We start from the raw sequence: 23,589 nt of genomic DNA on the forward strand, positions 1-23,589 counted from the left end.
GCCGGCGTGACGAGCGGCAGGCGCGGGGCGGTCCTTCGTGACTCCGGCCAACTGGCGCAACGCTGACCAGAGTTGCGCGCCCGGGAAACCGGCCTTCGGGGGCCGGTTCGACCCTCGGCGCGCCTCGAAACTAGTGCTTTGCGCGAGCCCGTATCAAGTGTTTGGTATCTAACGAGTGAGATGAATATCCACCACAGATGAGATGCACAGCAGCGAGCGACCCCCACCTGCGCCGGTGGGAGCCGCCCGAAGCGAGAGCGTGGCAGCTCAGGCCAGATCGTCGAACTCGCCTTCCTTGGCGCCACCGAGGAAGGCGCGAAGCTTGGCACGGCTCGTACGGATGATCACGTCCGGATTGTCACTCTCGCGCATGAGGATCTCACCACCGCACTCGGCGAGTTCCAGGCAGTTGTCGCCGTCGGCGTCGGCCGACTTGGACGACTTTCGCCACTGAATTTCCATGATTCTCACGCCTTCACACTTGCTCTGCGACTTCCTTGATGAAGTCTCTCGAACTCTGCGGATCGAGCGATCGCCCTTCCGTCCGGTCGAGCACCGCCCGAAAGACCTGGAGCCGCGCCTCGGCGTCGACGAAACCGGAACCCAACAGGGCATCCGTCTGCACGGTGTCGAGCTGCGGAACCGGACCGTAGACATAGTGGGTCGAGCTGCCCGCATTCGGAAAGCCGCCCACCGCGAATGGGATCACTCGCACGGTGACATTGTCGCGTTCCGACTCCTTCAGAAGGTGGTCGAGCTGCCCGCGCGCCACTTTGCGCCCGCCGAACCGCATCCGCAGCGCCGCCTCGTGGACCAGGAATGTGCAGACAGGCGGGTCCGACCGGTCGAGCACATCCCTGCGCCTCAACCGATGCGAGATCCTGCGCCGGAGACTCGACGGGGTCGGCGCGGGCAGGGATTCCGAGTAGACGGCACGCACGTAGTCCTCGGTCTGAAGCAGACCGGGCATATGCATGATCTGAACCGACCGGAAGCCCGCCGCGTGATGCTCCAGTTCCGCCAGGTCGAGCGCGCTCCCGGAAAGTTCGCCGCGATAGTCCTCCCACCACCCCTTTATCCGCTCCTCGGCCATGCCGGCGAGTGCGTCGACATAGGCCGCATCGGAGCACGCGTAGTGCCCAGCCCATGTGCGCACCCGCGCGCCACTCACTCCGAACCGTCCCGATTCGGTGTTGCTGATCGTGGTGCGGTCCGTGCCCAGCAGGGCTGCGGCCTCGGTCGGCGTCAGACCGGCGTGCTCGCGCATCTTGCGCAGCTCCGCACCCAGTCGGCACTGCCGCGCGGTAGGGGGCTTCCTCGGTGGCATCAACCTCTCCTCTTGTCGAAACCCAGTCTGGCCGCATCCCTCGAAGGGGTCTACTTCTCGCAAGAATTATGGGCTCTCACACAACAATTGATACGCCCGCGCTACCGTCCTTGCATACCGCGCCGCACGTCGGTAAACCCGAAGTGCAGCTGTGCGTACGCGTGTTCAGACACGCCCGCGTACGGCCATCGCCACGGACGACGAGCAGCGCGACCGTTCACACCGCACCGCGTTGGGAGAACGACATGCCCCACGTCCACGCAACCCCCCACTCCGCACCGCCGGGCCCACCGGGCGGCGAGGTCTACCGGCTCGCGCTGCCGAACACGTCCAGCGCCGCGAAGCTGTCACGCGACTTCCTCTCGTCCCTGCTGACCGTCAGCAGACACCGCGGCCTGGTCGACGACGCACGCCTGTGTGTCACCGAAGTCGTCACCAACGCCCACCGCCACACGCGTACGTCCCTGATCCGGGTCCTCGTGACCGTCCAGCGCAAGCAGGTCACCGTCTCCGTCGCGGACGACGACCACTGGGCCCTGCCCGAACCGCCGGTCCTCCGTGAGCCGGAAGAACGCGAGGGCGGGCGTGGGCTGTTGCTCGTGGAGCGGCTGGCGCTCGCCTGGGGGATGACCGTGCTGGGCGGCGGCTTCCCGTACCGTAAGGCGGTCTGGTTCACGCTCGCCCGAGCCGGGTCGACGGACGACGGCACGGCGCGTCCTGGCACCGGGGAGGAGTGACCGATGGGCCTGTTCGACAAGCTGACCGGCACGAGGCACCCCTCCGACGGCGTGGCGCCGCTGCCCGCCCACGAGGTCCGGGCGGCGCTGCTCGCGCTCGGTGGGCCGGAAGTGCCCTGGCTGGTACAGGACGGCGCGGCACAGGACGCCGACCTGGTGGCGGAGTGGCGGATCCTGGAACCCGCGTGGCGCACCTTCTTCCTGCGCACGCAGGTGAGTGAACTCCTCCGGATCCGGCTGCGGTTGGTCCCCGGCAGGCGCGAGGTCCGCGCCGTGGACCGGGTGTGGCAGGTCACCTGGGCGGGTGCCCCCCCCCCCCCCCCCCCGCCTGGCACTCTCCGCCGAATCCACCCGCGGCCAGGTGAGCGTGAGCACCAGGAGATGGACGCTCGGGCGCGGGGAGGACGGGGCCCCCGGCCCGACGGAGACGTTCGGCGTCGACACCTCGGACCTGAAGGACCCGTTGCGCGACGCGGTGCTCGCGGCGGGCTGGACGTGGCGCGGGGTGACGTTCGGGAAGCTCTGAGACGGCCCGCCGAACCCACCGGGCCTCCGGAAACACCCCACGTACGCGGAAGGGCGGTGGGCCCGCCGGCCCACCGCCCCGCTCACCCGCGTACGGGAGTTACTGGATGACCGTGATGCGGTCCGCCGCCGGCGGGGCCAGCGGGGCCTCGGCCGTGGAGTGGGCCGCCAGGTAGGCGTTGAACAGGTCCAGGTCGGAGGCGCCGACCAGCTTGTTCGTGCCCTCGCCGAGCGCGGCGAAGCCGTCGCCGCCGCCCGCCAGGAACTCGTTCATCGCGACGCGGTAGGTCTTGGCCGGGTCGATCGCCTCACCGTTGAGCTTGATGGTGTCGGTGACCACGCGGGCCGCGCCCGTCTTCGTCATGTCCAGGGTGTAGGTGAGGCCCTTCGAGATCTGGAGGATCTTCGGGCTGGCCTCGTTGGAGCCGCTGACCTGCTGCTGGAGCGCGGTGACCAGCTGGGCGCCGGTCAGGTCGACGACGTTCATCATGTTGGTGAAGGGCTGCACGGTGAAGGACTCCCCGTACGTCACCACCCCGTCGCCCTCGGCGCCGCTCGCCTTGTGCACCAGGTCCGCGCGGATGCCGCCCGGGTTCATGAAGGCGACGACCGCCCCGCCCTTGTCCGCCGGGGCCAGGCCCTCCAGCTGGGCGTCGGCGATCAGGTCGCCGAGCGGCTTCTCGGGGGCCGTGGAGCCGCGGCCGTTGATGTCCGCGGTGATGTAGCCCTGCGGCTTGTTCGCGATGGGCGCCGCGAGGGTGTTCCAGCGGGCGATCAGGGCCGTCATGTCGTTGGCCTTGGGCTGGTCCCGGCTGACGATGTGGTTCGCCGACTTCGGGTTCTTGGCACCGGCCGACTTCACCGACGTACGGACGATGTCCTTGGTGCGACGGTCGTACGTGAGCGTCGTGTCGGTGTAGAGCTTGCCGAAGGAGGACGCCGAGGTGACCATGCGCGGGTTGCCCGCCGGGTCCGGGATCGTGCACACGTACGCCTGGTGGGTGTGGCCCGTGACCAGGGCGTCGACCTTGGGCGTGATGCCCTTGGCGATCTCGGTGATCGGCCCGGAGATGCCGTCACCGGCGCCGGAGCTGTCGCAGTCGTAGTTGTACGAGGTGGAGGCCGGAGCCCCGCCCTCGTGGATCAGCGCGACGATGGACTTGACGCCCTGCCGGTTCAGCTCCTTGGCGTACTTGTTGATCGTCTCGATCTCGTCGTGGAACTCCAGGCCCTTGACGCCGTTGGCCGTGACGATGTTCGGCGTGCCCTCCAGGGTCACCCCGATGAAGCCGATCTTGACGCCCTTCTTCTTCCACACCGTGTACGGCTTGAGGATCGGCTTGCCGGTCTTCTCGCTCGTCACGTTCGCGGCGAGGTAGGGGAAGTCGGCACCCTCGAACTTCTTGTCCTTCTCGTAGCACCCCTCGACCGGGTGGCAGCCGCCGTTCTGGAGGCGGGCCAGCTCGGTGGCGCCCTCGTCGAACTCGTGGTTGCCGACGGTCGTCACATCGAGGTCGATCCCGTTGAGCGCCTCGATGGTCGGCTCGTCGTGGAAGAGACCGGACAGCAGCGGGCTCGCGCCCACCATGTCGCCACCGGCCGCGGTGATCGAGTACGGGTGGCCCTTGCGCGCGGTACGCAGCGAGGAGGCGAGGTACTCGATGCCACCGGCCGGAATCGCCTTGGTCGTACCGTCGGCCTGCGTCTCGGTGACCGAGCCCGCCGAGCCGGCCGGCGGCTCCAGGTTCCCGTGCAGGTCGTTGAAGGACAGCAGCTGTACGTCGACGGTACGGCCCGGCTTGTGGTGGCCGTGCCCGTGTCCGTGGCCGTGGCGGTCCTGGGCGCCGGCCGGCATCGCGGCGACGAGCGCGCCCATGGTGGCGAGCCCGGCCGCGGCGGCGAGCACCCGCCGGGATGCGCGGTTCTTCTGCGGTGTCGCTGACATCGGTCCCCTTGTGAGTTCAGCGGGAGGTCGAAAGTGGTGACGAGTCTGGAGACTTCGTGCGCAGCCTAGGGTCAACGCGCGTAGCGCGACAGGTGTCCGGGGTTACGAACTGGTTGCCATGCGGTGAGGCGCCAAGGTCGTCGCCCGCATTGTCACCGGGTTGAAAGCGGAGTTCCCGACGCGGCGGGGTTCCGCACGCGGAGCCTTCAGCACATGCGACAGATGGTTCGAACATGGCCCGAACGATTTGCGCAGCAGACCGTTGCGCAATTGCTGTGGGCCACATCGTCACCCTCATGGCCGCCCGCGAAACACGCCCCGATCCGGGCTTCCTCGCTCAGCACGCAGTCCGCAACGGCTGGTCCCGGGACGATCTGACCCCGGCGATCAACCACGCCCTGCACCTCTCGCACGCCGCCGCGATCAACAACTCCGACCGGCCCACCATCGGCATTCTCATCGCCGAGAGCCGAGAGCCGCGACCGGTCGATGGTCGAGTACGCGCTGCGCGGCCACAACCAGCCGCTGGCCGTCAGCACCTACGCCGGTCTGCCCGAGCGCGTGCGCGAGCTGCTGCCCAGCGCCGAAGATCTCTCCCGTATCGCCGACGGTGTGCTGAACACACCGCAGACCGCCGACTGAGTCCCGAAGCGCCCGCGCACCACCCCGGCACCCACCCCGCCCCCGTACGCTCGTAGACATGACGACTGACGCACCCCTCCCCGCTCCCGGACGTGAGATCCGGACGCTCGACGTGCTCTCCCCCGAGCAGGCGGACGCCGTGTCCGATCTGCTCGCCGAGGCGGCCCTGTCCGACGGCAGGCAGGCCGTCTCCGAGCAGGGGCGGCTGCAGCTTCGGGGCGGGCAGCGGGCGGGGGTCCGGCACCTGTTGCTGACCAGCGGGCCGGATCTGGTCGGGTACGCACAGCTGGAGGACACCGACCCCGTCGAGGCACCAGCCGCCGAGCTGGTCGTGCGTCCGGCGTACCGGGGGCAGGGGCACGGGCGGGCGCTGGGCGCGGCGCTGCTCGCCGTGACCGGGAAGCGGCTGCGGGTGTGGGCGCACGGCGGGAAGTCCGCCGCGCGGCATCTCGCGCAGGTCCTCGGCCTCTCGCTCTTCCGCGAACTGCGCCAGCTGCGCCGCCCGTTGGCCCCGCTGGACATCGCGGAGCCGGTGCTGCCGCCCGGCGTCACCATCCGCACCTTCGTGCCCGGCGAGGACGACGCCGCCTGGCTCGCGGTGAACCGTGCCGCCTTCGCCCACCACCCGGAGCAGGGTTCGCTGACCCAGCGCGACCTGGACGACCGCAAGGCGGAGCCGTGGTTCGACCCGAAGGGGTTCTTCCTGGCCGAGCGCGACGGCGAGCTGATCGGCTTCCACTGGACGAAGGTGCACGCCGAGGAGCAGCTCGGCGAGGTGTACGTCGTCGGCATCCGGCCCGACGCGCAGGGCGGCGGGCTCGGCAAGGCGCTCACCGCGATCGGGCTGCGCCATCTGGCCGCCGAGGCGTTGCCGACCGCGATGCTCTACGTGGACGCGGACAACAAGGCGGCGCTGGCCGTCTACGAGCGGATGGGCTTCGCGACGCACGAGGTGGACCTGATGTACCGCACGGAGTCCTGAGGCAAGGGGCTACAAGCCCAACTCACCCGGGGGCGGCGTCGCTTGACGCCGCCCCTTCCTTGCGCCACTCTTTCACTACTCAATTAGTGAAAGGGGTGAACATGGCAGAGTCCGCAGCGGTCGAGTACCGCATCGACCGGCGCAGCGGCGTCGCCACGTACCTCCAGATCGTCCAGCAGACCAAGCAGGCGCTCCGCCTCGGCCTGCTGGAGCCCGGCGACCGGCTGCCCACCGCGCGCGAGGTCGTCGAAGCCACCGCGATCAACCCGAACACCGTGCTCAAGGCCTACCGGGAGCTGGAGCGCGAGGGCCTGGTCGAGGCCCGGCGCGGGCTCGGCACCTTCGTCACCCGGACCCTCGGCGGCGCGGCGGCCGCCGACGACGCACCGCTGCGCGCCGAACTCGCCGACTGGACCCGCCGGGCCCGCGCGGCCGGGCTGGAGAAGGACGACGTGAGCGCGCTCTTCACCGCCGTACTGGACAGGACTTTCGAGGGGGATCAGGCCGGATGACAGGCGCTGCGATCGAGGCCACCGGCCTCGGAATGAAGTACCGGGGCAGAGGCAGGGGCTGGGCGCTGCGCGACTGCTCCTTCCGGCTGCCCGCCGGGCGGGTGTGCGCCCTCGTCGGGCCCAACGGCGCGGGCAAGTCCACCCTGCTCGCCCTCGCGGCCGGCTTCCTGCGGCCGTCGGAGGGGACGGTACGGGTGCTGGGCGCGGCGCCCGGCCAGGCCCGTGCCCGGATGGCCTTCGTGGCCCAGGACAAGCCGCTGTACCCGCAGTTGACGGTCGCCGCGACGCTCTGGGCGGGCGCCGAGCTGAACCCCGCCACCTGGGACCAGGACACCGCCGAACGCATCGCCGGGGAGCTCCCGCGCGACGCCGCGGTCCGTGCCCTGTCCGGCGGCCAGCGCACCCGGCTCGCCCTGGCCCTCGCGCTGGGCAAGCGGCCCGAACTGCTGCTGCTGGACGAGCCGATGGCCGACCTCGACCCGCTCGCCCGCCACCAGCTGATGGGCGCGCTGATGGCGGAGGCCGCCGAGCACTCCACCACCATCGTGATGTCCTCGCACATCCTCACCGAGCTGGAGGGCGCCTGCGACTACCTCCTGCTCGTCGACGGCGGCCGGGTCCGCCTCGGCGGCGAGACGGAGGACCTCCTCGCCGCGCACACCCTGCTCACCGGTCCGGTACGGGACACCGCACCGCACACCGTCGTCGAGTCCCGCACCGCGGGACGTCTGAAGACCGCACTCGTACGGAGGCAAGGACCCGTGGACACGGACGTCTGGGAGGCCACCGAGCCTTCCCTGGAGGAACTGCTGCTGGCGCATCTGCGGTCGCCGGAGGTCCCGGCGCTGCTGACGCCAAGCGCGACGGCCGCCGAGAACGGCAAGGAGGTGGCGGCGGCATGAGCGCGATTGCCCTGCGCGGCCCGGAACGGGTCGTCCTCGCCCAGCACCGGTGGCCCCTGCGGATCGCCGTCCTGGTGCCCGTACTGGTATTCGTCGTGCTGGTCGGCACCTGGCTGTGGACCGAACACGTCGCGGACGCCTTCGCCACGACCGGCTGCTCGGTCACGCACACGACGTCCGGCTGCACCGACGCGGTCAACGAGTACCTCGGCCGGCAGCAGTGGATGCGGGAGGCCCTGGACCGGTCCGGCCTGCTGATGATGGTCCTTCCCGCGTTCGTCGGGATCTTCGTAGCGGGCCCGGTGATCGCCCGCGAGCTGGAGAGCGGCACGTACCGGCTGGCCTGGTCGCAGTCCGTGACGCCCGCCCGCTGGCTCGCCGCCAAGCTCGCGGTGCCCGCCGCCGTTACCCTGGCCTCCGTCTCCGCGCTGTCGGCCGTCTGCACCTGGGCACAGACCCGGAAGAACGCGGCGCACCAGCTGCCGGTGTGGCACGAGCGTGAGGTGTACGGCTCGATGGGCACCGTCCCGGTCGGCTACGCCCTGTGCATGCTGGCCCTCGGCGCGCTCGTAGGACTGCTGCTGCGGCGCACGGTCGCGGCGATGGTCGTGACCGTGCTCGCGTACGTCCCGCTGGTGATGGTCCTGAACCGGGTACGCGAGGATCTCTGGCCGACCCTCCGCGCCACCGGAGACTGGCAGGGCAGCCACATCTGGTTCGTCGATACGGGCATGCTCACCGCCTCCGGCAAGGCGATCTACTGGAAGGACTGCTCCGGGGTCGCGGGGGACATGACCACCTGCATGCGCGACCTGGGCGGCGTCACGGCATTCGCCCACTACCACCCCGCCTCGCACTTCTGGCCCCTCCAGCTCGTCGAGACCGGCATCCTGCTCGCCCTGGCCGCCCTCGCCGTCGCCGTCGCCTTCCGAGTGCTGCGCCGCCGCCACGGCTGACGTCCGAACCGGTTCCGGGCCCCTCCCCGGGGCCCGGAATCGATTCGTATGACCAATCCGCGCACAGCACACCGCTTCCTGCACGTCATGTCGCCGTTACCAGCCATTCAGAAGCGCTTGCCACCCTTTCAGGATGCAGCCAGCTGTGCCGACCCCCCGCAACGGGAGAAATCCCGGCGGAGACCGCACGAACGACGTCAACCGCGCGTTCCCCGCGATCTCCGTACCCTCCGGCGCGCCCCCTGAGCCATCCGCGCGGAAGAATAGGGCCATGAGCCAGCAGCCCAGCTCCGAGGTACCGGTCCAGTCCACCGTGCAGCCGTCGGTCGGCTCACTCGCCGCGCACCGGCCGCACGCCGTCGCCACCGCCGCGTCCAACGGCGCGCTGTCCACCGCCGCCGACCTGGATCCCGACATCGACGCCGACGTCGACGCGTACGAACCCGATGTCGACGGCGACGAACTGCCGCAGGGCCGCTTCCTGGACCGCGAGCGCAGTTGGCTCGCGTTCAACGAACGGGTGCTCGAGCTCGCCGAGGACCCCGCGACCCCCCTCCTCGAACGGGCTAATTTCCTCGCCATCTTCGCCTCGAACCTGGACGAGTTCTTCATGGTCCGGGTGGCCGGACTGAAGCGCCGTATCGCCACCGGCGTCGCCACCCGCTCCGCCTCCGGACTCCAGCCCCGCGAGGTCCTGGACCTGATCTGGACCCGCTCGCGCGAGCTCATGGCCCGGCACGCCGCCTGCTACCAGCAGGACATCGCCCCCGCCCTGTCCGACGAGGGCATCCAGCTGATCCGCTGGCCCGAGCTGACCGAGAAGGAGCAGGCCCGCCTGTTCACCTTCTTCCGGCAGCGCGTCTTCCCCGTGCTGACCCCGCTCGCCGTCGACCCGGCGCACCCCTTCCCGTACATCTCGGGACTCTCGCTCAACCTCGCCGTCGTCGTGCGCAACCCGGTCAGCGGCCACCGCCACTTCGCCCGGGTCAAGGTGCCGCCGCTGCTGACCCGCTTCCTGGAGGCGTCGCCGCAGCGGTACGTGCCCATAGAGGACGTCATCGCGGCCCACCTCGAAGAGCTCTTCCCGGGCATGGAGGTCCTCGCCCACCACATGTTCCGGGTCACCAGGAACGAGGACCTGGAGGTCGAGGAGGACGACGCCGAGAACCTCCTCAAGGCCCTGGAGAAGGAGCTCATGCGGCGCCGCTTCGGCCCGCCGGTCCGGCTGGAGGTCGAGGAGTCCATCGACCCGTACGTGCTGGACCTGCTGGTCCGCGAGCTGAAGGTGTCCGACGCCGAGGTCTACCCGCTGCCCGGACCGCTCGATCTCACCGGGCTCTTCGGCATAGCCTCCCTGGACCGGCCCGAGCTGAAGTTCCCCAAGTTCATCGCCGGTACCCACCGCGACCTCGCCGAGGTCGAATCCGCCTCCGCGCCCGACATCTTCGCCGCGCTGCGCGAACGCGACGTGCTCCTGCACCACCCGTACGACTCCTTCTCCACCTCCGTACAGGCATTCCTGGAGCAGGCCGCCGCCGACCCCGACGTCCTCGCCATCAAGCAGACCCTGTACCGGACCTCGGGCGAATCCCCGATAGTGGAAGCCCTCATCGACGCCGCCGAGTCCGGCAAGCAGGTCCTGGTCCTCGTGGAGATCAAGGCCCGCTTCGACGAGCAGGCCAACATCAAGTGGGCGCGGAAACTGGAGGAGTCCGGCTGCCACGTGGTCTACGGCCTCGTCGGGCTGAAGACCCATTGCAAGCTGTCGCTCGTGGTCCGGCAGGAGGGCGACACGCTGCGCCGCTACTCGCACGTCGGGACCGGCAACTACCACCCGAAGACGGCACGGCTGTACGAGGACCTCGGCCTGCTGACGGCGGACCCGCAGGTCGGCGCGGACCTCTCCGACCTCTTCAACCGGCTCTCCGGCTACTCCCGCCGCGAGACCTACCGCCGTCTCCTGGTCGCCCCGAAATCCCTGCGGGACGGGCTGATCACCCGGATCAACAAGGAGATCACCCACCAGCGGGCCGGGCGGACCGCCTACGTCCGCATCAAGGTCAACTCGATGGTCGACGAGGCGATCATCGACGCCTGCTACCGGGCCGCGATGGCCGGCGTACCGGTGGACATATGGGTACGCGGCATCTGCGCGATCCGCCCCGGCGTCACCGGTCTCTCCGAGAACATCCGGGTCCGCTCGATACTGGGCCGCTTCCTCGAACACTCCCGGCTCTTCGCCTTCGGCAACGGCGGCGAACCCGAAGTGTGGTTCGGCAGCGCCGACATGATGCACCGCAACCTCGACCGCCGGATCGAAGCAATGGTCCGGGTCACCGACCCCGCCCACCGCGCCGCGCTCAGCCGTCTCCTGGAGACCGGCATGGCCGACACCACCTCCTCCTGGCACCTGGGTCCCGACGGGAACTGGACCCGGCACGCCACGGACGCGGACGGCCAGCCGCTGCGGCACGTACAGGAAATGCTCATTGACGCCCGGAGGCGCCGGCGTGCGACGCCATGACCACCAGACGACGCAGGCGGACCTTACGGCGGGCGCGGTACTCGCGCCCTACCTTCAGGACCAGGCCGCCGAATTCCTCCGCAGCCTGCGCCTGCACCGCGAGAACAGCGCCCCCACGGACGCCGGGACCCACGGAGCCGAGGAGGCCGCCGGCGCGCTGCGCCGCTCCTCGCGCCGGATCAGCGGCACGCTGCACACCTTCCGGGCGGCGCTGGACAGCGCCTGGGCCGAGCAGCTCCGCACCGAACTGGCCTGGCTCTCCGGCACCCTGGCCAGAGAACACGCCTACGCGACCCGGCTGACCCGGCTCCTCGAAGCGCTGCACGCTCTGTCCGGCACCTCGCTGCCCACCGCCCGCAACGGGTCCGGCGCCGACAGCGCCGCCGACAAGGAGCGCGCCGCCCTCGGCGTCGGCGCGGCCCGCGCCGGAGCTCTCCTCGAACGGCAGCTGACCCTGGCCAGGACCCGCGCCCACTCCGCCGCGCTCCAGGCGCTCGGCTCCTCCCGCTTCCACGCGGTGGCCGACGGCGTCGCGCTGCTCGCCTCCGAGGTCCCGCTCGCCCCGGCGGCCGCGGCCCCGGCCGAGGAGATGCTGCACGGGCCCGCCGACCGGGCCGAACAGCAGCTGCTCGGCGCGGTGGCGGCGCTCCCGTCCGGCCGGACGGCCGAGCCGTACAACGAGGCGCAGGACGCCCCCTGGCACCGGACCCGGCTGCTGCTGCGGCTGCACCGGTACGCCCACGAGGTGGTGCGGGGCGCCCCCGATCCGGTCCTGGCCGCGCCGGGTCACGCCCTCGATCTGCACCGGGACGCCTCGGAGGCGGCCGCGGCAGCGGCATCGGCGGCCCGTACGCCCCGCATCGCGCCCGCGACCGCGTACGCCCTGGGGGTGCTCCACGCCGACCAGCGCCATGAGGTGGAGGCGGCCCGCGGCGTGTTCCGGGCGAGCTGGCCGTACGCCGCGGCGGGGATCGCGCCATGAGCGGGGCGGTGGGCGCCCACGGTGCCGAGCCCGCCGCGGACAAGCCGGTGCTCGCCGCGGGGTGCGTGCTGTGGCGCCGGTCGGAGCGCTCCGGCACGCTGGAGATCTGTCTGGTCCACCGGCCCCGTTACGACGACTGGTCGCACCCCAAGGGGAAGCTGAAGCGCGGCGAGCCCGCGCTGGACGCCGCCCGGCGCGAGGTCCTGGAGGAGACCGGCCACCACTGCGCCCCCGGCGCCACGCTCCCCACGGTCCGCTACCTCGCGAACGGCCGCCCCAAGGAGGTCGCCTACTGGGCGGCCGAGGCGACCGGCGGCTCCTTCGTGCCCACCGCCGAGGTCGACCGGGTGAGCTGGCTCTCCCCGGCCGCGGCCCGTACCCGGCTCACCCAGCTCCGCGACCGCGATCTGCTGGACGCCCTGCTCGCGATCCTGCCGGGCGCCTGATCCGGCGCCCGGTCCGGCGCCCGGTCCAGAACCTGATCCGGCGCCCCGGTCCGGGGCCAGAACCGCACCGTCCGACACGGTTCACCTTCCGTTCACTCTCCCCCGTAGGCCGCTTCACCTGTTCTGCCTAACTTCGGCAGTGCACGGGGCACGGCGCAAGGCCGGAGCACCGACCACATCGCACGCCGTCGTAGAACGAAAAGCCTCGGCGGCTCCTGGAAGGAACACCCGAAAGTGAAGCTTCAGCGCAAGAACCTGCTTCGTGCCACCGCGCTCGGTGCCCTCGCCGTCTCCGGCGCCCTGGTCCTCACGGCGTGCGGTTCGGACGACAACAGCGGCACGACCGGCGGCAACGGCGGGAAGACGAGCGCCGCGTCGAACATCAAGTGCGACGACGCCAAGGGCCAGCTGCCCGCCTCCGGGTCCAGCGCGCAGAAGAACGCCATGGACCTCTGGGCCAAGAACTACATGGCCGGCTGCTCCGGCGTCGAGATCAACTACAAGTCCTCCTCCTCCGGTGAGGGCATCGTCGCCTTCAACCAGGGCACCGTCGGCTTCGCCGGTTCCGACTCGGCGCTGAAGCCCGAAGAGGTCGCCGACTCGAAGAAGATCTGCAAGGGCGGCCAGGGCATCAACCTCCCGATGGTCGGCGGCCCGATCGCCATCGGCTTCCACCTGGAGGGTGTCGACAGCCTCACGCTGGACGCCCCCACCCTCGCCAAGATCTTCGACGGCAAGATCAAGAAGTGGAACGACGAGGCGATCGCCAAGCTCAACACCGGCGCGAAGCTCCCGGACAAGCCGATCCAGGCCTTCCACCGCTCCGAGGACTCCGGCACCACGCAGAACCTCGGCAAGTACCTCGGCGCGGCCGCCCCGAGCGACTGGAAGTACGAGGCCGAGAAGAAGTGGCCGGCCCCCGGTGGCCAGGCCGCGTCCGGCTCCTCCGGTGTCGCCGCCCAGGTGAAGCAGGTCGACGGCTCGATCGGCTACTTCGAGCTCAGCTACGCCACCTCGCAGTCGATCTCCACCGTGGACATCAACACCGGTGGCGCCACCCCGGTCAAGGCCACCTCGGAGAACGCCTCCAAGGCCATCGCCGCCGCCAAGATCAAGGGCACCGGCAAGGACCTGGCGCTGGAGCTCGACTACACCACCAAGGCCGAGGGTGCCTACCCGATCGTCCTGGTGACGTACGAGGTCGTCTGCGACAAGGGCAACAAGCCCGAGACCCTCTCCACGGTCAAGTCCTTCCTGAACTACACCGCCGGTGACGAGGGCCAGAAGCTCCTCACCGAGGCCGGCTACGCGCCGATCCCGGCCGAGATCAACGCCAAGGTCCGCGAGACCATCTCCTCCCTCTCGTAACCGGGACGGGCGAGCGACGCCCGTAACCCCTTCAGCAACACCAGCAACATCCGGCGGACCGGTCCGGTGCACCCCTCCGGACCGGTCCGCCACCACCCATCCGGTGCACCGCCGCCAGGGGAGCTGGACCGCTCCCCCACACAGACCGGAAAGACCATGGCTTCCACCACACCGATAGAAACCCCGCCGGCACCGCCGGTGGTGCGCAAGCGCGCAGGCGCCGGCTCCGGCCGCGCGGGCGACAAGGTCTTCCTGGGCCTCTCCCGGGGCTCGGGCATTCTGCTGCTCGTGATCATGGCGTCGATCGCCGTGTTCCTGACCTACCGCGCCTCGATCGCCGTCTCCAGGAACGAGGGCAACTTCTTCACCACCCTCGACTGGAACCCGGCCGGCGACCCGCCGGTCTTCGGCATCGCGGTCCTCCTCTTCGGCACGGTCGTCAGCTCGATCATCGCGATGGCCATCGCCGTCCCGGTCGCTGTCGGCATCGCCCTGTTCATCTCGCACTACGCGCCGCGCAAGCTGGCCGCGCCCCTCGCGTACGTCGTCGACCTGCTCGCCGCAGTGCCGAGCATCGTGTACGGCATCTGGGGCGCCCTCGTCCTGGTCCCGTACCTGGAGGGCCTGAACCTCTGGCTCGACCAGTTCTTCGGCTGGACGTACCTCTTCGAGAAGACCGAGGTCGGCGTCGCCCGCTCGCTCTTCACCGTCGGCATCCTGCTCGCGATCATGATCCTGCCGATCGTGACCAGCGTCAGCCGCGAGGTCTTCCTCCAGGTCCCGAGGATGAACGAGGAGGCCGCCCTCGCGCTGGGCGCCACCCGCTGGGAGGTCATCCGCCTCTCGGTGCTCCCCTTCGGCCGCTCCGGCGTGATCTCCGCCTCGATGCTGGGCCTGGGCCGCGCGCTCGGCGAGACGATGGCCGTCGCCACGGTCCTGTCGCCGAGCTTCGTCATCTCCGGGCACGTGCTCAACCCCGGCGGCGGCACCTTCGCCCAGAACATCGCCGCGAAGTTCGACGAGGCCAACGAGTTCGGGCGCGACGCCCTGATCGCCTCGGGTCTCGTGCTCTTCGTCCTCACCCTGCTGGTCAACGGCGCGGCCCGGCTGATCATCGCCCGCCGCAAGGAATACTCGGGGGCCAACGCATGAGCCAGGCAGCCAACACCGGCACGAAGGATCGCCCCGCCCCGACGGTGCCCGCGCGATCGACCAGCCTGAGCAGCCGGGCACTCCCCCGCTGGGCCCCGTTCGCCTTCGCCGCCGTCGCGCTCGCGCTGGGCGTGGGCACCGGCGCCGCGGCCGGCTGGCAGAGCCGCACCCAGTGGGGGCTGTTCTCCGCCCTCCTCTTCGTCGTCATCTCGTACATCGCGACCTCGGTCGTCGAGAACCGGCGCCAGGCCAAGGACCGGCTCGCCACCAGCATCGTCTGGGTCTGCTTCCTGATGGCCGTCGTGCCGCTCGCCTCGCTGCTGTGGACGACGATCAGCCGGGGCGCGGAGCGCCTGGACGGGTACTTCCTGACCCACTCGATGGCCGGTGTGCTCGGCTCCGAGCCGACCGGCGGTGTCTACCACGCGCTGATCGGGACGCTGGAGCAGGTCGGCATCGCCACCCTGATCTCCGCCCCGATCGGCATGCTGACCGCCGTCTACCTGGTGGAGTACGGCAAGGGCGCCCTGGCCAGGGCCGTGACCTTCTTCGTCGACGTCATGACGGGCATCCCGTCCATCGTCGCCGGACTCTTCATCCTCTCGATCATGCTGATGACGAAGACCCAGCCGTCCGGTCTGATGGGCGCGCTGGCGCTCACGATCCTGATGATCCCGGTCGTCGTCCGCTCCACCGAGGAGATGCTCAAGCTCGTCCCGAACGAGCTCCGCGAGGCATCGCTCGCCCTCGGCGTCCCGAAGTGGCGCACGATCCTGAAGGTGGTCCTGCCGACCGCGATCGGCGGCATCACCACTGGTGTGATGCTCGCGATCGCCCGCATCGCCGGTGAGACCGCGCCGATCATGCTGCTGGTCTTCGGCAGCCAGCTGATCAACCCCAACCCGTTCCAGGGTGCACAGTCCTCGCTCCCCTTCTACATCTGGGAGCAGTACAAGGTCGGTACCGACCAGTCGTACGACCGTGCCTGGGCCGCCGCGCTGGTCCTGATCGCCTTCGTCATGATCCTCAACCTGGTGGCCCGCGGCATCGCCCGCTGGAAGGCCCCGAAGACCGGCCGCTGACCGCGGCACGAAAGAAGCAGTGATTCAGATGGCCAAGCGCATCGACGTCAGCGGTCTGTCCGCCTACTACGGCTCCCACCTCGCCATCGAGGACATCTCGATGACCGTGGAGCCCCGCTCCGTGACCGCCTTCATCGGCCCGTCCGGCTGCGGCAAGTCCACCTTCCTGCGCACCCTGAACCGCATGCACGAGGTCACCCCCGGTGGCCGCGTCGAGGGCAAGGTGCTGCTGGACGACGAGAACCTGTACGGGGCGAACGTCGACCCGGTCACCGTGCGCCGCACGGTCGGCATGGTCTTCCAGCGCCCGAACCCGTTCCCGACCATGTCGATCTTCGACAACGTCGCGGCCGGCCTCAAGCTGAACGGCTCGTACAAGAAGAGCCAGCTGCCCGAGATCGTCGAGAAGTCGCTGCGCGGCGCCAACCTCTGGAACGAGGTCAAGGACCGGCTGAACAAGCCCGGCTCCGGTCTCTCCGGCGGTCAGCAGCAGCGCCTGTGCATCGCCCGCGCGATCGCGGTCGAGCCGGACGTGCTGCTGATGGACGAGCCGTGCTCCGCCCTGGACCCGATCTCCACCCTCGCCATCGAGGACCTGATCGGCGAGCTGAAGGAGCGCTTCACGATCGTCATCGTGACGCACAACATGCAGCAGGCGGCCCGGGTCTCGGACCGCACGGCGTTCTTCAACCTCGCGGCGGTCGGCAAGCCCGGCAAGCTCATCGAGATCGACGAGACGGAACGCATCTTCTCCAACCCGTCCGTCCAGGCCACCGAGGACTACATCTCGGGACGCTTCGGATAGACACCCGTCAACGGGGCCGACGTGGGCCGGGGGCGTGGGTGGTTACGCCCGGTGGTGGGTTTCCACCGGCGAACCGTCTCACCCCTCCGGCGAACCGGCCTCGTCCCCAGACGGCCTTGGGGTGCTGCATGGCGGTGCCACCGCAAGGCGAAGGGGCCGCCCCCACTCCCGCAGAGGGAGTGGGGGCGGCCCCATTTCCGTACCGCCGTGGCAGCGGCCGACGCCCGTCAGCCGTCAGCCGAAGAGCAGGACCACGACCCCGTAGCTCGCGGCGGCGACCAGTGCCGCGGCCGGCATCGTGATGAACCAGCCCAGGATGATGTTCTTGGCGACACCCCAGCGGACGGCGTTCACCCGCTTCGTGGCGCCCACACCCATGATCGCGGAGGTGATCACATGCGTCGTGGAGATCGGCGCGTGGAACAGGAACGCCGAGCCGAACATGATCGACGCGCCCGTGGTCTCCGCCGCGAATCCCTGCGGCGGGTCCAGCTCGATGATCTTCCGGCCGAGCGTCCGCATGATGCGCCAGCCACCCGCGTACGTACCCAGCGAGAGCATCAGCGCGCAAACCAGCTTCACCCAGACCGGGATCGGGTCGCTCGGGCTCTCGACGTCGGCGATGACCAGGGCCATCACCACGATGCCCATCGTCTTCTGCGCGTCCTGGAGACCGTGGCCGAGCGCCATGCCCGCGGCCGAGACCGTCTGCGCGATCCGGAAACCGCGCTTGGCCTTGTGCGGGTTGGACTTCCGGAACATCCACATGATCGCGACCATCACCAGATAGCCGACGACCAGACCGATGACCGGCGAGACGAACATCGGGATGACGACCTTGTCGAGCACCCCGTCCCAGTGCACCAGCGTCCCGCCGGCCAGCGCCGCGCCGACCATGCCGCCGAACAGGGCGTGCGAGGACGAGGACGGCAGGCCGAAGTACCAGGTGACGAGGTTCCAGATGATCGCGCCGACGAGCGCGGCGAAGAGGATTCCCATCCCCTTGTGGCCCTCGGGCGTCGCGATCAGACCCTCGCTGACGGTCTTGGCGACCCCGCTGCCGAGGAACGCACCGGCCAGGTTCATCACCGCGGCCATCGCCAGTGCCGCGCGGGGCGTGAGCGCACGCGTGGAGACGGACGTGGCGATGGCGTTCGCCGAGTCGTGGAAACCGTTCGTATACGTGAAGCCGAGCGCGACACCGATGGTCACGATCAGCGCAAAGGTGTCCACGTGGTTCAGGACTCCTTGACCGCGATGGTCTCCACCGTGTTGGCGACGTGCTCGAACGCGTCGGCCGCCTCTTCCAGCACGTCCACGATCTGCTTGAGCTTCAGCACCTCAATGGCGTCGTACTTGCCGTTGAAGAGATGAGCGAGCAGTTTGCGATGGATCTGGTCGGCCTGGTTCTCCAGACGGTTGACCTCGATCCAGTACTCGGTGAGATTGTCCATCGTGCGCAGCCCCGGCATCGCCTCGGCGGTCAGCTCGGCCGCGCGGGCCAGCACCTCGATCTGCTGGGCAATGCCGTTGGGGAGTTCCTCGACCTGATAGAGCACGACCAGGTCGACGGCCTCCTCCATGAAGTCCATGATGTCGTCGAGCGACGACGCGAGGTTGTAAATGTCCTCGCGGTCGAACGGGGTAATGAAAGAGGAGTTCAGCTGGTGGAAGATCGCGTGGGTGGCATCGTCCCCCGCGTGCTCCGCTGCCCGCATGCGCTCCGCGATCTCGACTCGGGAGGCAGAGTCCGCCCCGAGCAGTTCCATCAGGAGTTTCGAGCCCGTGACGATGTTGTCCGCGGACGCGGAGAACATGTCGTAGAAGCTCGTCTCCCTGGGGGTCAGACGAAAGCGCACGTGGGGTCCTCGGGGTGCTTTGGATTCGGTCAGGCTGATGCTAGGCGCATCATCCGGCCACGGCTAACCGGCGTTCTTCAGTGTCGCGCATCAGGCACAGTGATCAGCACGGGCCCCCGGTCACGTTTCAGATGAATTCGTTAGGATATACCCACCAGGGGTATGTAAACGGCAGGGTAAAGGGAAAACGGGAGGCAGCAATGACCACCACCGGGACCGCGACGGAGACGGAATCCGTCATCACCGACCACGACCGCGGCATACACGGTTATCACCACCAGAAGGCCGAACACCTCAAGCGGCTGCGCCGGATCGAGGGCCAGATCCGCGGCCTCCAGCGCATGGTCGACGAGGACGTCTACTGCATCGACATACTGACCCAGGTATCGGCGTCGACGAAGGCGCTCCAGTCATTCGCCCTCCAGCTGCTGGAGGAGCACCTGCGGCACTGCGTCGCGGACGCGGCGGTCAAGGGCGGCGAGGAGATCGACGCCAAGGTCGAGGAGGCCACGAAGGCGATCGCCCGGCTGCTCCGCACCTGATGGCGGGGGCTTCGGGCCGCAGCGCCGCGCTCACCCCCGGTGCGCTCACTGCCGGGGGCCGGTGCCCCGCTCGGTGATCACGCGGACGTCGAGCACCTCGTCGATACGGTCCGCACTGAGCCGTTCCCCGATCGCGGCCGAGGCGGCGATCATCAGCTCGCCGCAGAGCTCGATCTCGGCGAGGGCCACATGGTCGGATACGGTCCGCGCGCTGAGCATCACCACGTCACTCGCCTCTCACTGCCGTCACCGGCTTCCTAGCGTAGGGAGCGGACCGCACGCCGCGCATGGCACGGACGGACCATTTCGCCGGTGCCGGCATGCCTACGTCACCGCCCGCACCCGCGCCCGCGCCCGCCCGCCGCTCGGCTACCGCTGTCTGATCTCCCCGGTGTAGATGTCACGGCCCTGCGGCAGCCGTACGGAGACCGGCACCCCGAACCCGTACAGCAGTGTGGTCGACACCACCTCCACCGCCGGCCCCTCGTTGGCGAAGCTGAACCGGTGGCGCACCTTGCGCAGCCGCCCCTGCTCGTCGAGGTACGCGTCGAACGGCACCGTGTCCTTGCTGAACCCTTTCGCTGCCGCGGCCAGCACCCCGCGCGAGCCGGGCGCGGCCTCCCGCGCGGCCAGCCCGATGTCCGCCGTCCCCCGGTAGTGCCGCACCGGGACCCCGGCGAGCACGGTCTTCTCCACGTACGTCACCTGCCGTGCCCCGCGCAGCAGTTCGGCAGCGGCCATCGGGTCGGTCACCCCGCCGGTGACGAGATTGCCGTCCTCCAGCGTCGCCGTGTCCACCCTGACCCATTTGTCGGCGGGCACTCCGGCGCCGCGGTTCATCATGTAGAGCGCGCCGGGGGCCAGTAGTTCGGTGATGGGACGGTGCTCGTCCTCACCGGCGGCGTCCTTCGGCAGCACGACGGTGAACCGGCCGGTCCGGCTGCGGAAGTCGTACGAGCCCCGGCCCCGGATGGTCACCCGCGTCCCGCCCGCCGCGGTCTCCATCGACGTGAGCACCTCGGCGGTCCCGGCGACGGTTCCGGAGCCCGGGGTGGTACCGGAGTTCGGTGCGGTACCGGAGTTCGGTGCGGTACCGGAGCCGGGGGTGGCTCCGGCCACCGCCGCCGATCCCGTCCCGCTCGCCGCCCCCGCGAGCACCGCGGCCGCGCGGTGCACCGCGTCGAGGGAGGCAGCCCCGCCCTGTTCGTCGGCCACCGCCGAGCCACCGCCACCGTCACCGCCACCGCTCGCCGAGCATCCGGCGGCCGCCGCCATCACGCCCACCACGGCAAGGGCGCAGACAGCGCGCGCCCCGCCCTTGGACCTGTGCTGCCGCACCACCATCGCCTGCCAACCCCCAACGCCGGTAACGCCTGCCCGAGAGGCCCATCCGTTCCGCATAACGACGACCCGTGTCCCCCGTCACGCCGCCCCCACCGGGCACACCGCCGGGTGGCCGTGGCCAGTACCGTGGACGGGTGTATGACCGACGCACCGACGAGGTCCCGCCGACCGCCCTCACCCCCACGTCCGCCGCGCACCGGCCCACGACCGTGGAACGCGGCTCCTTCTGCATCGCGCGCTGCGTCTGTGGCTGGTCCGGCCCGGCCCGCCGCTCCAGGGACCGGGCACGTACGGACGCCGCGGAACACCTCGCGGCCCCCTGATCCGTCCCCGGCCCTTCCGCCGTCCCCGACCTCTCCAGCCGATCCCCCCACGCCCGGCCTCCCCCGCCCACCGCCGGCCGGCCCATGAGCTCCAAGACCCGGAGATCCGATGAACCTGCCGCCCCTGCCCGCCCGGCGCACCCTGCTCACCGCGGGCGCCGCCGTGCTCACCGGAGTCACCGCCACCGCCTGCACCGGCACTTCCGGCGGTTCCACGGGCCCGTCCGACGACTCCGGCGCCTCCGGCACCGCGGGCAGCACGGGCGCCTCCCGCTCCCCATCGACACCGTCGAAGTCCGCCCCCACCGGACCGGCGGACTTCTCCGCCCTGGCCAAGAGCCTCGACGGCAGTCTCATACGGCCCCAGGACGCCTCCTATCCGACCGCCCGTCAGCTCTACAACACCCGCTTCGACGGTCTGAAGCCCGCGGCCGTCGCCTACGTCCGGCACGAGGCGGACATCCGTGAGTGCCTGGCCTTCGCCCGCCGCACGGGCACCCCCGTCTCCATCCGCAGCGGCGGTCACTCGTACGCGGGCTGGTCGAGCGGGAACGGACGCCTCGTCGTCGACGTCTCGTCGCTGTCCCGCGTCGGGTCGAACGGCACGATCGGCGCGGGCGCCAAGCTCATCGACGTCTACCAGGGCCTCGCCCGCAGCGGTCTGACGATCCCCGGCGGCTCCTGCCCCACCGTCGGCGTCTCCGGCCTCACCCTCGGCGGCGGCCACGGCGTCGCCTCCCGCGCGTACGGCCTGACCTGCGACAGCCTGACCGCGGCGACCCTCGTCACCGCCGACGGCAAGACCCTCACCGTGGACGCCAAGAACCACCCGGACCTCTTCTGGGCGCTGCGCGGCGCGGGCAACGCCAACTTCGGCGTGGTCACCGAGCTGACGTTCCGCACCCGCCCGGTCCCGCAGACCGTCACCGCGTACATGTCGTGGCCGTGGTCACGCGCCCGGTCCGTCGTCTCGGCCTGGCAGGAGTGGGGCCCGGACCAGCCCGACGAGATCTGGTCCTCCGCGCATCTCGCCGCCGGCCCCGGCGGCGGCAACCCGACCGTCTCGGTCGCCGCGTTCAGCCTCGGCACGTACAGCGATCTGCAGAACGCCGTCGACCGCCTCGCCGACCGGATCGGTGCCCCGGCCTCCTCCGTATCGCTGCGCCGCCGCAGCTACCAGGAGTCGATGCTCGTGTACGCGGGCTGCTCGGGCATCACCGACGCCCAGTGCCATTTGCCGGGGACGACGCCCGGCCGCACCACGCAGGGCACGCTCCAGCGCGAGACGTACGCCGCCGCGTCCGACTTCTACGACCGCTCGCTGTCCCCGGCGGGCGTGCGGGCCCTGCTCGACCGGACCGAGGCGTTCACCCGGATTCCGGTGACACAGGCCGGGGGCGGCGGCTCCATCGCGCTCACCGCGCTCGGCGGGGCGATCAACCGGGTGTCCCCGCAGTCGACGGCCTTCGTCCACCGGGGCTCACGCGTGCTCGCGCAGTACATCGGTTCCTGGAGCCCCGGCACGGCGGGCACCGCCCAGCAGGACTGGCTGAAAAACACTCATGCGGCGATGCGTCGGCACGCGTCCGGAGCGGCCTACCAGAACTACACCGACCCGACGCTGACCGACTGGCGCCGGGCCTACTACGGCTCGGCGGCCGACCGCCTCGCCGGTCTGAAGAAGCAGTACGACCCCGACCGTCTCCTCGCCTTCCCGCAGGCGCTCTGAGGACCGCCGAGCCCTGGGCCCCAGACCGACAGGGCCCAAGAGCCGCACCGTAGCCAAGAGTTGTCCAGTAGCCAAAGGCCGCCCCGTGATCCCCGGCGGGCGTGCGACGGCAGCCCTCAGGCGGCGAGGTCCTTCTCTCCGTCGCCGCCACCGCACGTGCCCGGCCGCGGCTCGGGGATTCCGAACGCCCCGGCCGGGCCCCCGGCCGCTGCCACCGGCACGGGCCGGCGCGACCGTACGAGCCACCCGAACCGGTCCGAACGCGAGACCGCCGCCACCAGCGGGGTCAGCAGCATCATCGCCAGCGGGGCGAGGAGCAGGGCGGCCGCGGTGCCGAGCGCGAATCCGCCGATGACGTCGGTCGGGTAGTGGACGCCCATGTAGATCCGGCAGAAGCCCTCCAGGAGGGCGAGCGCGATCGCGGCGATGCCGAACTTCCGGTTGGCCACGAAGATCCCGACGGCCAGGGCCATCGCCATCGTGGCGTGGTCGCTCACGAAGGAGAAGTCGTTCTTCCCCGCCACCAGGACATCCAGCCCCTGGTGGTCCTTGAACGGGCGTGGGCGGTGCACGAATCCGCGGATCGGGATGTTGATCAGGAGCGCGATCCCGGCGGCGAGCGGTGCCCAGACGAGCCCGGAGACCGCGGCCACCGAGTCGTCGGCCGTGCCGCGCCGGCGCACGCTCCACCAGCACCACAGGACCACGAGGACCATGCCGAGCATGATTCCGTACTCACCGACGAACTCCATGACCCGGTCGAACCAGGTGGGAGCGGACTTCGCGAGTCCGTTGATGTCGTAGAGCAGGCTGACGTCGGGGTTCGACCCATCCAGTGCGAGTCCAGCCATCTGCTGCGGCCCCTTGCCTTGTCTGCTGCCGCGGGCACACCCGTGTGCACCGCT

The 23,589-nt window shown here is 70.3% G+C and carries 25 protein-coding genes; 17 read left to right on the forward strand and 8 right to left on the reverse strand.

The window, feature by feature from the left end; genetic code table 11:
• Positions 1 to 267: 267 nt before the first annotated feature.
• Positions 268 to 462 carry a DUF397 domain-containing protein gene (locus OHA19_RS18750; RefSeq protein WP_189545603.1) on the reverse strand — a complete coding sequence of 65 codons (195 nt, stop codon included), beginning with the start codon at positions 460 to 462 and terminating at the stop codon, positions 268 to 270.
• 13 nt (positions 463 to 475) lie between these two features.
• Positions 476 to 1,327 carry a Scr1 family TA system antitoxin-like transcriptional regulator gene (locus OHA19_RS18755; RefSeq protein ID WP_405715130.1) on the reverse strand — a complete coding sequence of 284 codons (852 nt, stop codon included), beginning with the start codon at positions 1,325 to 1,327 and terminating at the stop codon, positions 476 to 478.
• A 245-nt stretch (positions 1,328 to 1,572) separates the two neighbouring features.
• Here OHA19_RS18755 and OHA19_RS18760 point away from each other — a divergent pair, with 245 nt between their 5' ends.
• Positions 1,573 to 2,064 carry an ATP-binding protein gene (locus tag OHA19_RS18760; RefSeq protein WP_405715128.1) on the forward strand — a complete coding sequence of 164 codons (492 nt, stop codon included), beginning with the start codon at positions 1,573 to 1,575 and terminating at the stop codon, positions 2,062 to 2,064.
• A gap of 367 nt (positions 2,065 to 2,431) precedes the next feature.
• Entirely contained in the window at positions 2,432 to 2,590 is a 159-nt protein-coding gene (locus OHA19_RS18765; RefSeq protein ID WP_405715124.1) for a hypothetical protein, read from the forward strand.
• A 99-nt stretch (positions 2,591 to 2,689) separates the two neighbouring features.
• Here OHA19_RS18765 and OHA19_RS18770 read toward each other — a convergent pair whose 3' ends face one another.
• Positions 2,690 to 4,534, reverse strand: coding sequence for a bifunctional metallophosphatase/5'-nucleotidase (locus tag OHA19_RS18770; protein WP_405715122.1), 1,845 nt, complete (start codon positions 4,532 to 4,534; stop codon positions 2,690 to 2,692).
• 489 nt (positions 4,535 to 5,023) lie between these two features.
• On the opposite strand from OHA19_RS18770, the gene OHA19_RS18775 reads away from it, so the two are divergent.
• From OHA19_RS18775 to pstB, 12 genes are all read left to right on the forward strand, one after another.
• Positions 5,024 to 5,176, forward strand: coding sequence for a hypothetical protein (locus tag OHA19_RS18775; protein WP_405715120.1), 153 nt, complete (start codon positions 5,024 to 5,026; stop codon positions 5,174 to 5,176).
• Between the two features lie 58 nt (positions 5,177 to 5,234).
• Positions 5,235 to 6,158 (forward strand): mycothiol synthase, encoded by a 924-nt coding sequence (gene mshD, locus OHA19_RS18780; protein WP_405715118.1) that lies wholly within the window; start codon positions 5,235 to 5,237, stop codon positions 6,156 to 6,158.
• 101 nt (positions 6,159 to 6,259) lie between these two features.
• A complete protein-coding gene (locus tag OHA19_RS18785; RefSeq protein WP_266416296.1) occupies positions 6,260 to 6,670 on the forward strand; it encodes a GntR family transcriptional regulator in 411 nt (136 codons plus the stop codon).
• The gene (locus tag OHA19_RS18790) at positions 6,667 to 7,572 is read left to right on the forward strand and encodes an ABC transporter ATP-binding protein (RefSeq protein WP_405715115.1); all 906 of its coding nucleotides are present in this window, start codon (positions 6,667 to 6,669) and stop codon (positions 7,570 to 7,572) included. Before OHA19_RS18785 ends, OHA19_RS18790 begins: the two co-directional genes overlap by 4 nt.
• Entirely contained in the window at positions 7,569 to 8,528 is a 960-nt protein-coding gene (locus OHA19_RS18795) for an ABC transporter permease subunit (RefSeq protein ID WP_405715114.1), read from the forward strand. The genes OHA19_RS18790 and OHA19_RS18795 overlap by 4 nt, the downstream gene beginning before the upstream one ends.
• Before the next feature lie 271 nt (positions 8,529 to 8,799).
• Positions 8,800 to 11,052, forward strand: a complete 2,253-nt coding sequence (locus OHA19_RS18800; RefSeq protein ID WP_405715112.1) for an RNA degradosome polyphosphate kinase — start codon at positions 8,800 to 8,802, stop codon at positions 11,050 to 11,052.
• Entirely contained in the window at positions 11,039 to 12,034 is a 996-nt protein-coding gene (locus OHA19_RS18805; RefSeq protein WP_405715110.1) for a CHAD domain-containing protein, read from the forward strand. The genes OHA19_RS18800 and OHA19_RS18805 overlap by 14 nt, the downstream gene beginning before the upstream one ends.
• Positions 12,031 to 12,480, forward strand: coding sequence for an NUDIX hydrolase (locus OHA19_RS18810; RefSeq protein ID WP_405715108.1), 450 nt, complete (start codon positions 12,031 to 12,033; stop codon positions 12,478 to 12,480). Before OHA19_RS18805 ends, OHA19_RS18810 begins: the two co-directional genes overlap by 4 nt.
• A 234-nt stretch (positions 12,481 to 12,714) precedes the next feature.
• On the forward strand, positions 12,715 to 13,848 hold the full coding sequence (gene pstS / locus OHA19_RS18815; protein WP_405715106.1) for a phosphate ABC transporter substrate-binding protein PstS: 1,134 nt from the start codon (positions 12,715 to 12,717) through the stop codon (positions 13,846 to 13,848).
• Positions 13,849 to 14,004: 156 nt separating this feature from the next.
• A complete protein-coding gene (pstC, locus tag OHA19_RS18820; protein ID WP_405715104.1) occupies positions 14,005 to 15,000 on the forward strand; it encodes a phosphate ABC transporter permease subunit PstC in 996 nt (331 codons plus the stop codon).
• On the forward strand, positions 14,997 to 16,082 hold the full coding sequence (pstA, locus tag OHA19_RS18825; protein WP_405715102.1) for a phosphate ABC transporter permease PstA: 1,086 nt from the start codon (positions 14,997 to 14,999) through the stop codon (positions 16,080 to 16,082). Before pstC ends, pstA begins: the two co-directional genes overlap by 4 nt.
• Before the next feature lie 28 nt (positions 16,083 to 16,110).
• A complete protein-coding gene (gene pstB, locus OHA19_RS18830; protein WP_388661928.1) occupies positions 16,111 to 16,887 on the forward strand; it encodes a phosphate ABC transporter ATP-binding protein PstB in 777 nt (258 codons plus the stop codon).
• Positions 16,888 to 17,121: 234 nt separating this feature from the next.
• Here pstB and OHA19_RS18835 read toward each other — a convergent pair whose 3' ends face one another.
• Positions 17,122 to 18,120: an inorganic phosphate transporter gene (locus tag OHA19_RS18835; RefSeq protein WP_317866297.1), complete on the reverse strand. Its 999-nt coding sequence runs from the start codon at positions 18,118 to 18,120 to the stop codon at positions 17,122 to 17,124.
• 5 nt (positions 18,121 to 18,125) lie between these two features.
• Complete coding sequence (locus OHA19_RS18840; RefSeq protein ID WP_072488031.1) at positions 18,126 to 18,746, reverse strand: DUF47 domain-containing protein; 621 nt, start codon at positions 18,744 to 18,746, stop codon at positions 18,126 to 18,128.
• Positions 18,747 to 18,946: 200 nt separating this feature from the next.
• On the opposite strand from OHA19_RS18840, the gene OHA19_RS18845 reads away from it, so the two are divergent.
• The gene (locus OHA19_RS18845) at positions 18,947 to 19,288 is read left to right on the forward strand and encodes a metal-sensitive transcriptional regulator (protein WP_405750838.1); all 342 of its coding nucleotides are present in this window, start codon (positions 18,947 to 18,949) and stop codon (positions 19,286 to 19,288) included.
• 45 nt (positions 19,289 to 19,333) lie between these two features.
• Here the strand turns inward: OHA19_RS18845 and OHA19_RS18850 are convergent, their stop codons facing one another.
• Both OHA19_RS18850 and OHA19_RS18855 read right to left on the reverse strand, forming a co-directional pair.
• On the reverse strand, positions 19,334 to 19,513 hold the full coding sequence (locus OHA19_RS18850; protein WP_405722194.1) for a hypothetical protein: 180 nt from the start codon (positions 19,511 to 19,513) through the stop codon (positions 19,334 to 19,336).
• Between the two features lie 144 nt (positions 19,514 to 19,657).
• A complete protein-coding gene (locus OHA19_RS18855) occupies positions 19,658 to 20,632 on the reverse strand; it encodes a hypothetical protein (protein WP_405750840.1) in 975 nt (324 codons plus the stop codon).
• Positions 20,633 to 20,766: 134 nt separating this feature from the next.
• Between OHA19_RS18855 and OHA19_RS18860 the strand changes: the two genes are divergently transcribed.
• Both OHA19_RS18860 and OHA19_RS18865 read left to right on the forward strand, forming a co-directional pair.
• Positions 20,767 to 20,955 (forward strand): hypothetical protein, encoded by a 189-nt coding sequence (locus OHA19_RS18860; protein ID WP_405750843.1) that lies wholly within the window; start codon positions 20,767 to 20,769, stop codon positions 20,953 to 20,955.
• 109 nt (positions 20,956 to 21,064) lie between these two features.
• Positions 21,065 to 22,684 carry an FAD-binding oxidoreductase gene (locus OHA19_RS18865; RefSeq protein ID WP_405715093.1) on the forward strand — a complete coding sequence of 540 codons (1,620 nt, stop codon included), beginning with the start codon at positions 21,065 to 21,067 and terminating at the stop codon, positions 22,682 to 22,684.
• A gap of 116 nt (positions 22,685 to 22,800) precedes the next feature.
• Here OHA19_RS18865 and OHA19_RS18870 read toward each other — a convergent pair whose 3' ends face one another.
• A complete protein-coding gene (locus OHA19_RS18870; protein WP_405715091.1) occupies positions 22,801 to 23,535 on the reverse strand; it encodes a phosphatase PAP2 family protein in 735 nt (244 codons plus the stop codon).
• Positions 23,536 to 23,589 lie beyond the last annotated feature (54 nt).

The sequence above is a fragment of the Streptomyces sp. NBC_00012 genome (assembly GCF_045040875.1).
Taxonomy (GTDB): domain Bacteria; phylum Actinomycetota; class Actinomycetes; order Streptomycetales; family Streptomycetaceae; genus Streptomyces.

Coding starts and splice junctions, on each gene's coding strand:
- pstB (WP_388661928.1), top strand. CDS start 16,111: ATGGCCAAGCGCATCGACGTCAGCGGTCTGTCCGCCTACTACGGCTCC.
- OHA19_RS18800 (WP_405715112.1), top strand. CDS start 8,800: ATGAGCCAGCAGCCCAGCTCCGAGGTACCGGTCCAGTCCACCGTGCAG.
- pstC (WP_405715104.1), top strand. CDS start 14,005: ATGGCTTCCACCACACCGATAGAAACCCCGCCGGCACCGCCGGTGGTG.
- OHA19_RS18870 (WP_405715091.1), bottom strand. CDS start 23,535: ATGGCTGGACTCGCACTGGATGGGTCGAACCCCGACGTCAGCCTGCTC.
- OHA19_RS18795 (WP_405715114.1), top strand. CDS start 7,569: ATGAGCGCGATTGCCCTGCGCGGCCCGGAACGGGTCGTCCTCGCCCAG.
- OHA19_RS18755 (WP_405715130.1), bottom strand. CDS start 1,327: ATGCCACCGAGGAAGCCCCCTACCGCGCGGCAGTGCCGACTGGGTGCG.
- OHA19_RS18865 (WP_405715093.1), top strand. CDS start 21,065: ATGAACCTGCCGCCCCTGCCCGCCCGGCGCACCCTGCTCACCGCGGGC.
- OHA19_RS18855 (WP_405750840.1), bottom strand. CDS start 20,632: ATGGTGGTGCGGCAGCACAGGTCCAAGGGCGGGGCGCGCGCTGTCTGC.
- OHA19_RS18785 (WP_266416296.1), top strand. CDS start 6,260: ATGGCAGAGTCCGCAGCGGTCGAGTACCGCATCGACCGGCGCAGCGGC.
- OHA19_RS18810 (WP_405715108.1), top strand. CDS start 12,031: ATGAGCGGGGCGGTGGGCGCCCACGGTGCCGAGCCCGCCGCGGACAAG.
- OHA19_RS18750 (WP_189545603.1), bottom strand. CDS start 462: ATGGAAATTCAGTGGCGAAAGTCGTCCAAGTCGGCCGACGCCGACGGC.
- OHA19_RS18775 (WP_405715120.1), top strand. CDS start 5,024: ATGGTCGAGTACGCGCTGCGCGGCCACAACCAGCCGCTGGCCGTCAGC.
- OHA19_RS18770 (WP_405715122.1), bottom strand. CDS start 4,534: ATGTCAGCGACACCGCAGAAGAACCGCGCATCCCGGCGGGTGCTCGCC.
- OHA19_RS18760 (WP_405715128.1), top strand. CDS start 1,573: ATGCCCCACGTCCACGCAACCCCCCACTCCGCACCGCCGGGCCCACCG.
- OHA19_RS18790 (WP_405715115.1), top strand. CDS start 6,667: ATGACAGGCGCTGCGATCGAGGCCACCGGCCTCGGAATGAAGTACCGG.
- pstA (WP_405715102.1), top strand. CDS start 14,997: ATGAGCCAGGCAGCCAACACCGGCACGAAGGATCGCCCCGCCCCGACG.
- OHA19_RS18845 (WP_405750838.1), top strand. CDS start 18,947: ATGACCACCACCGGGACCGCGACGGAGACGGAATCCGTCATCACCGAC.
- mshD (WP_405715118.1), top strand. CDS start 5,235: ATGACGACTGACGCACCCCTCCCCGCTCCCGGACGTGAGATCCGGACG.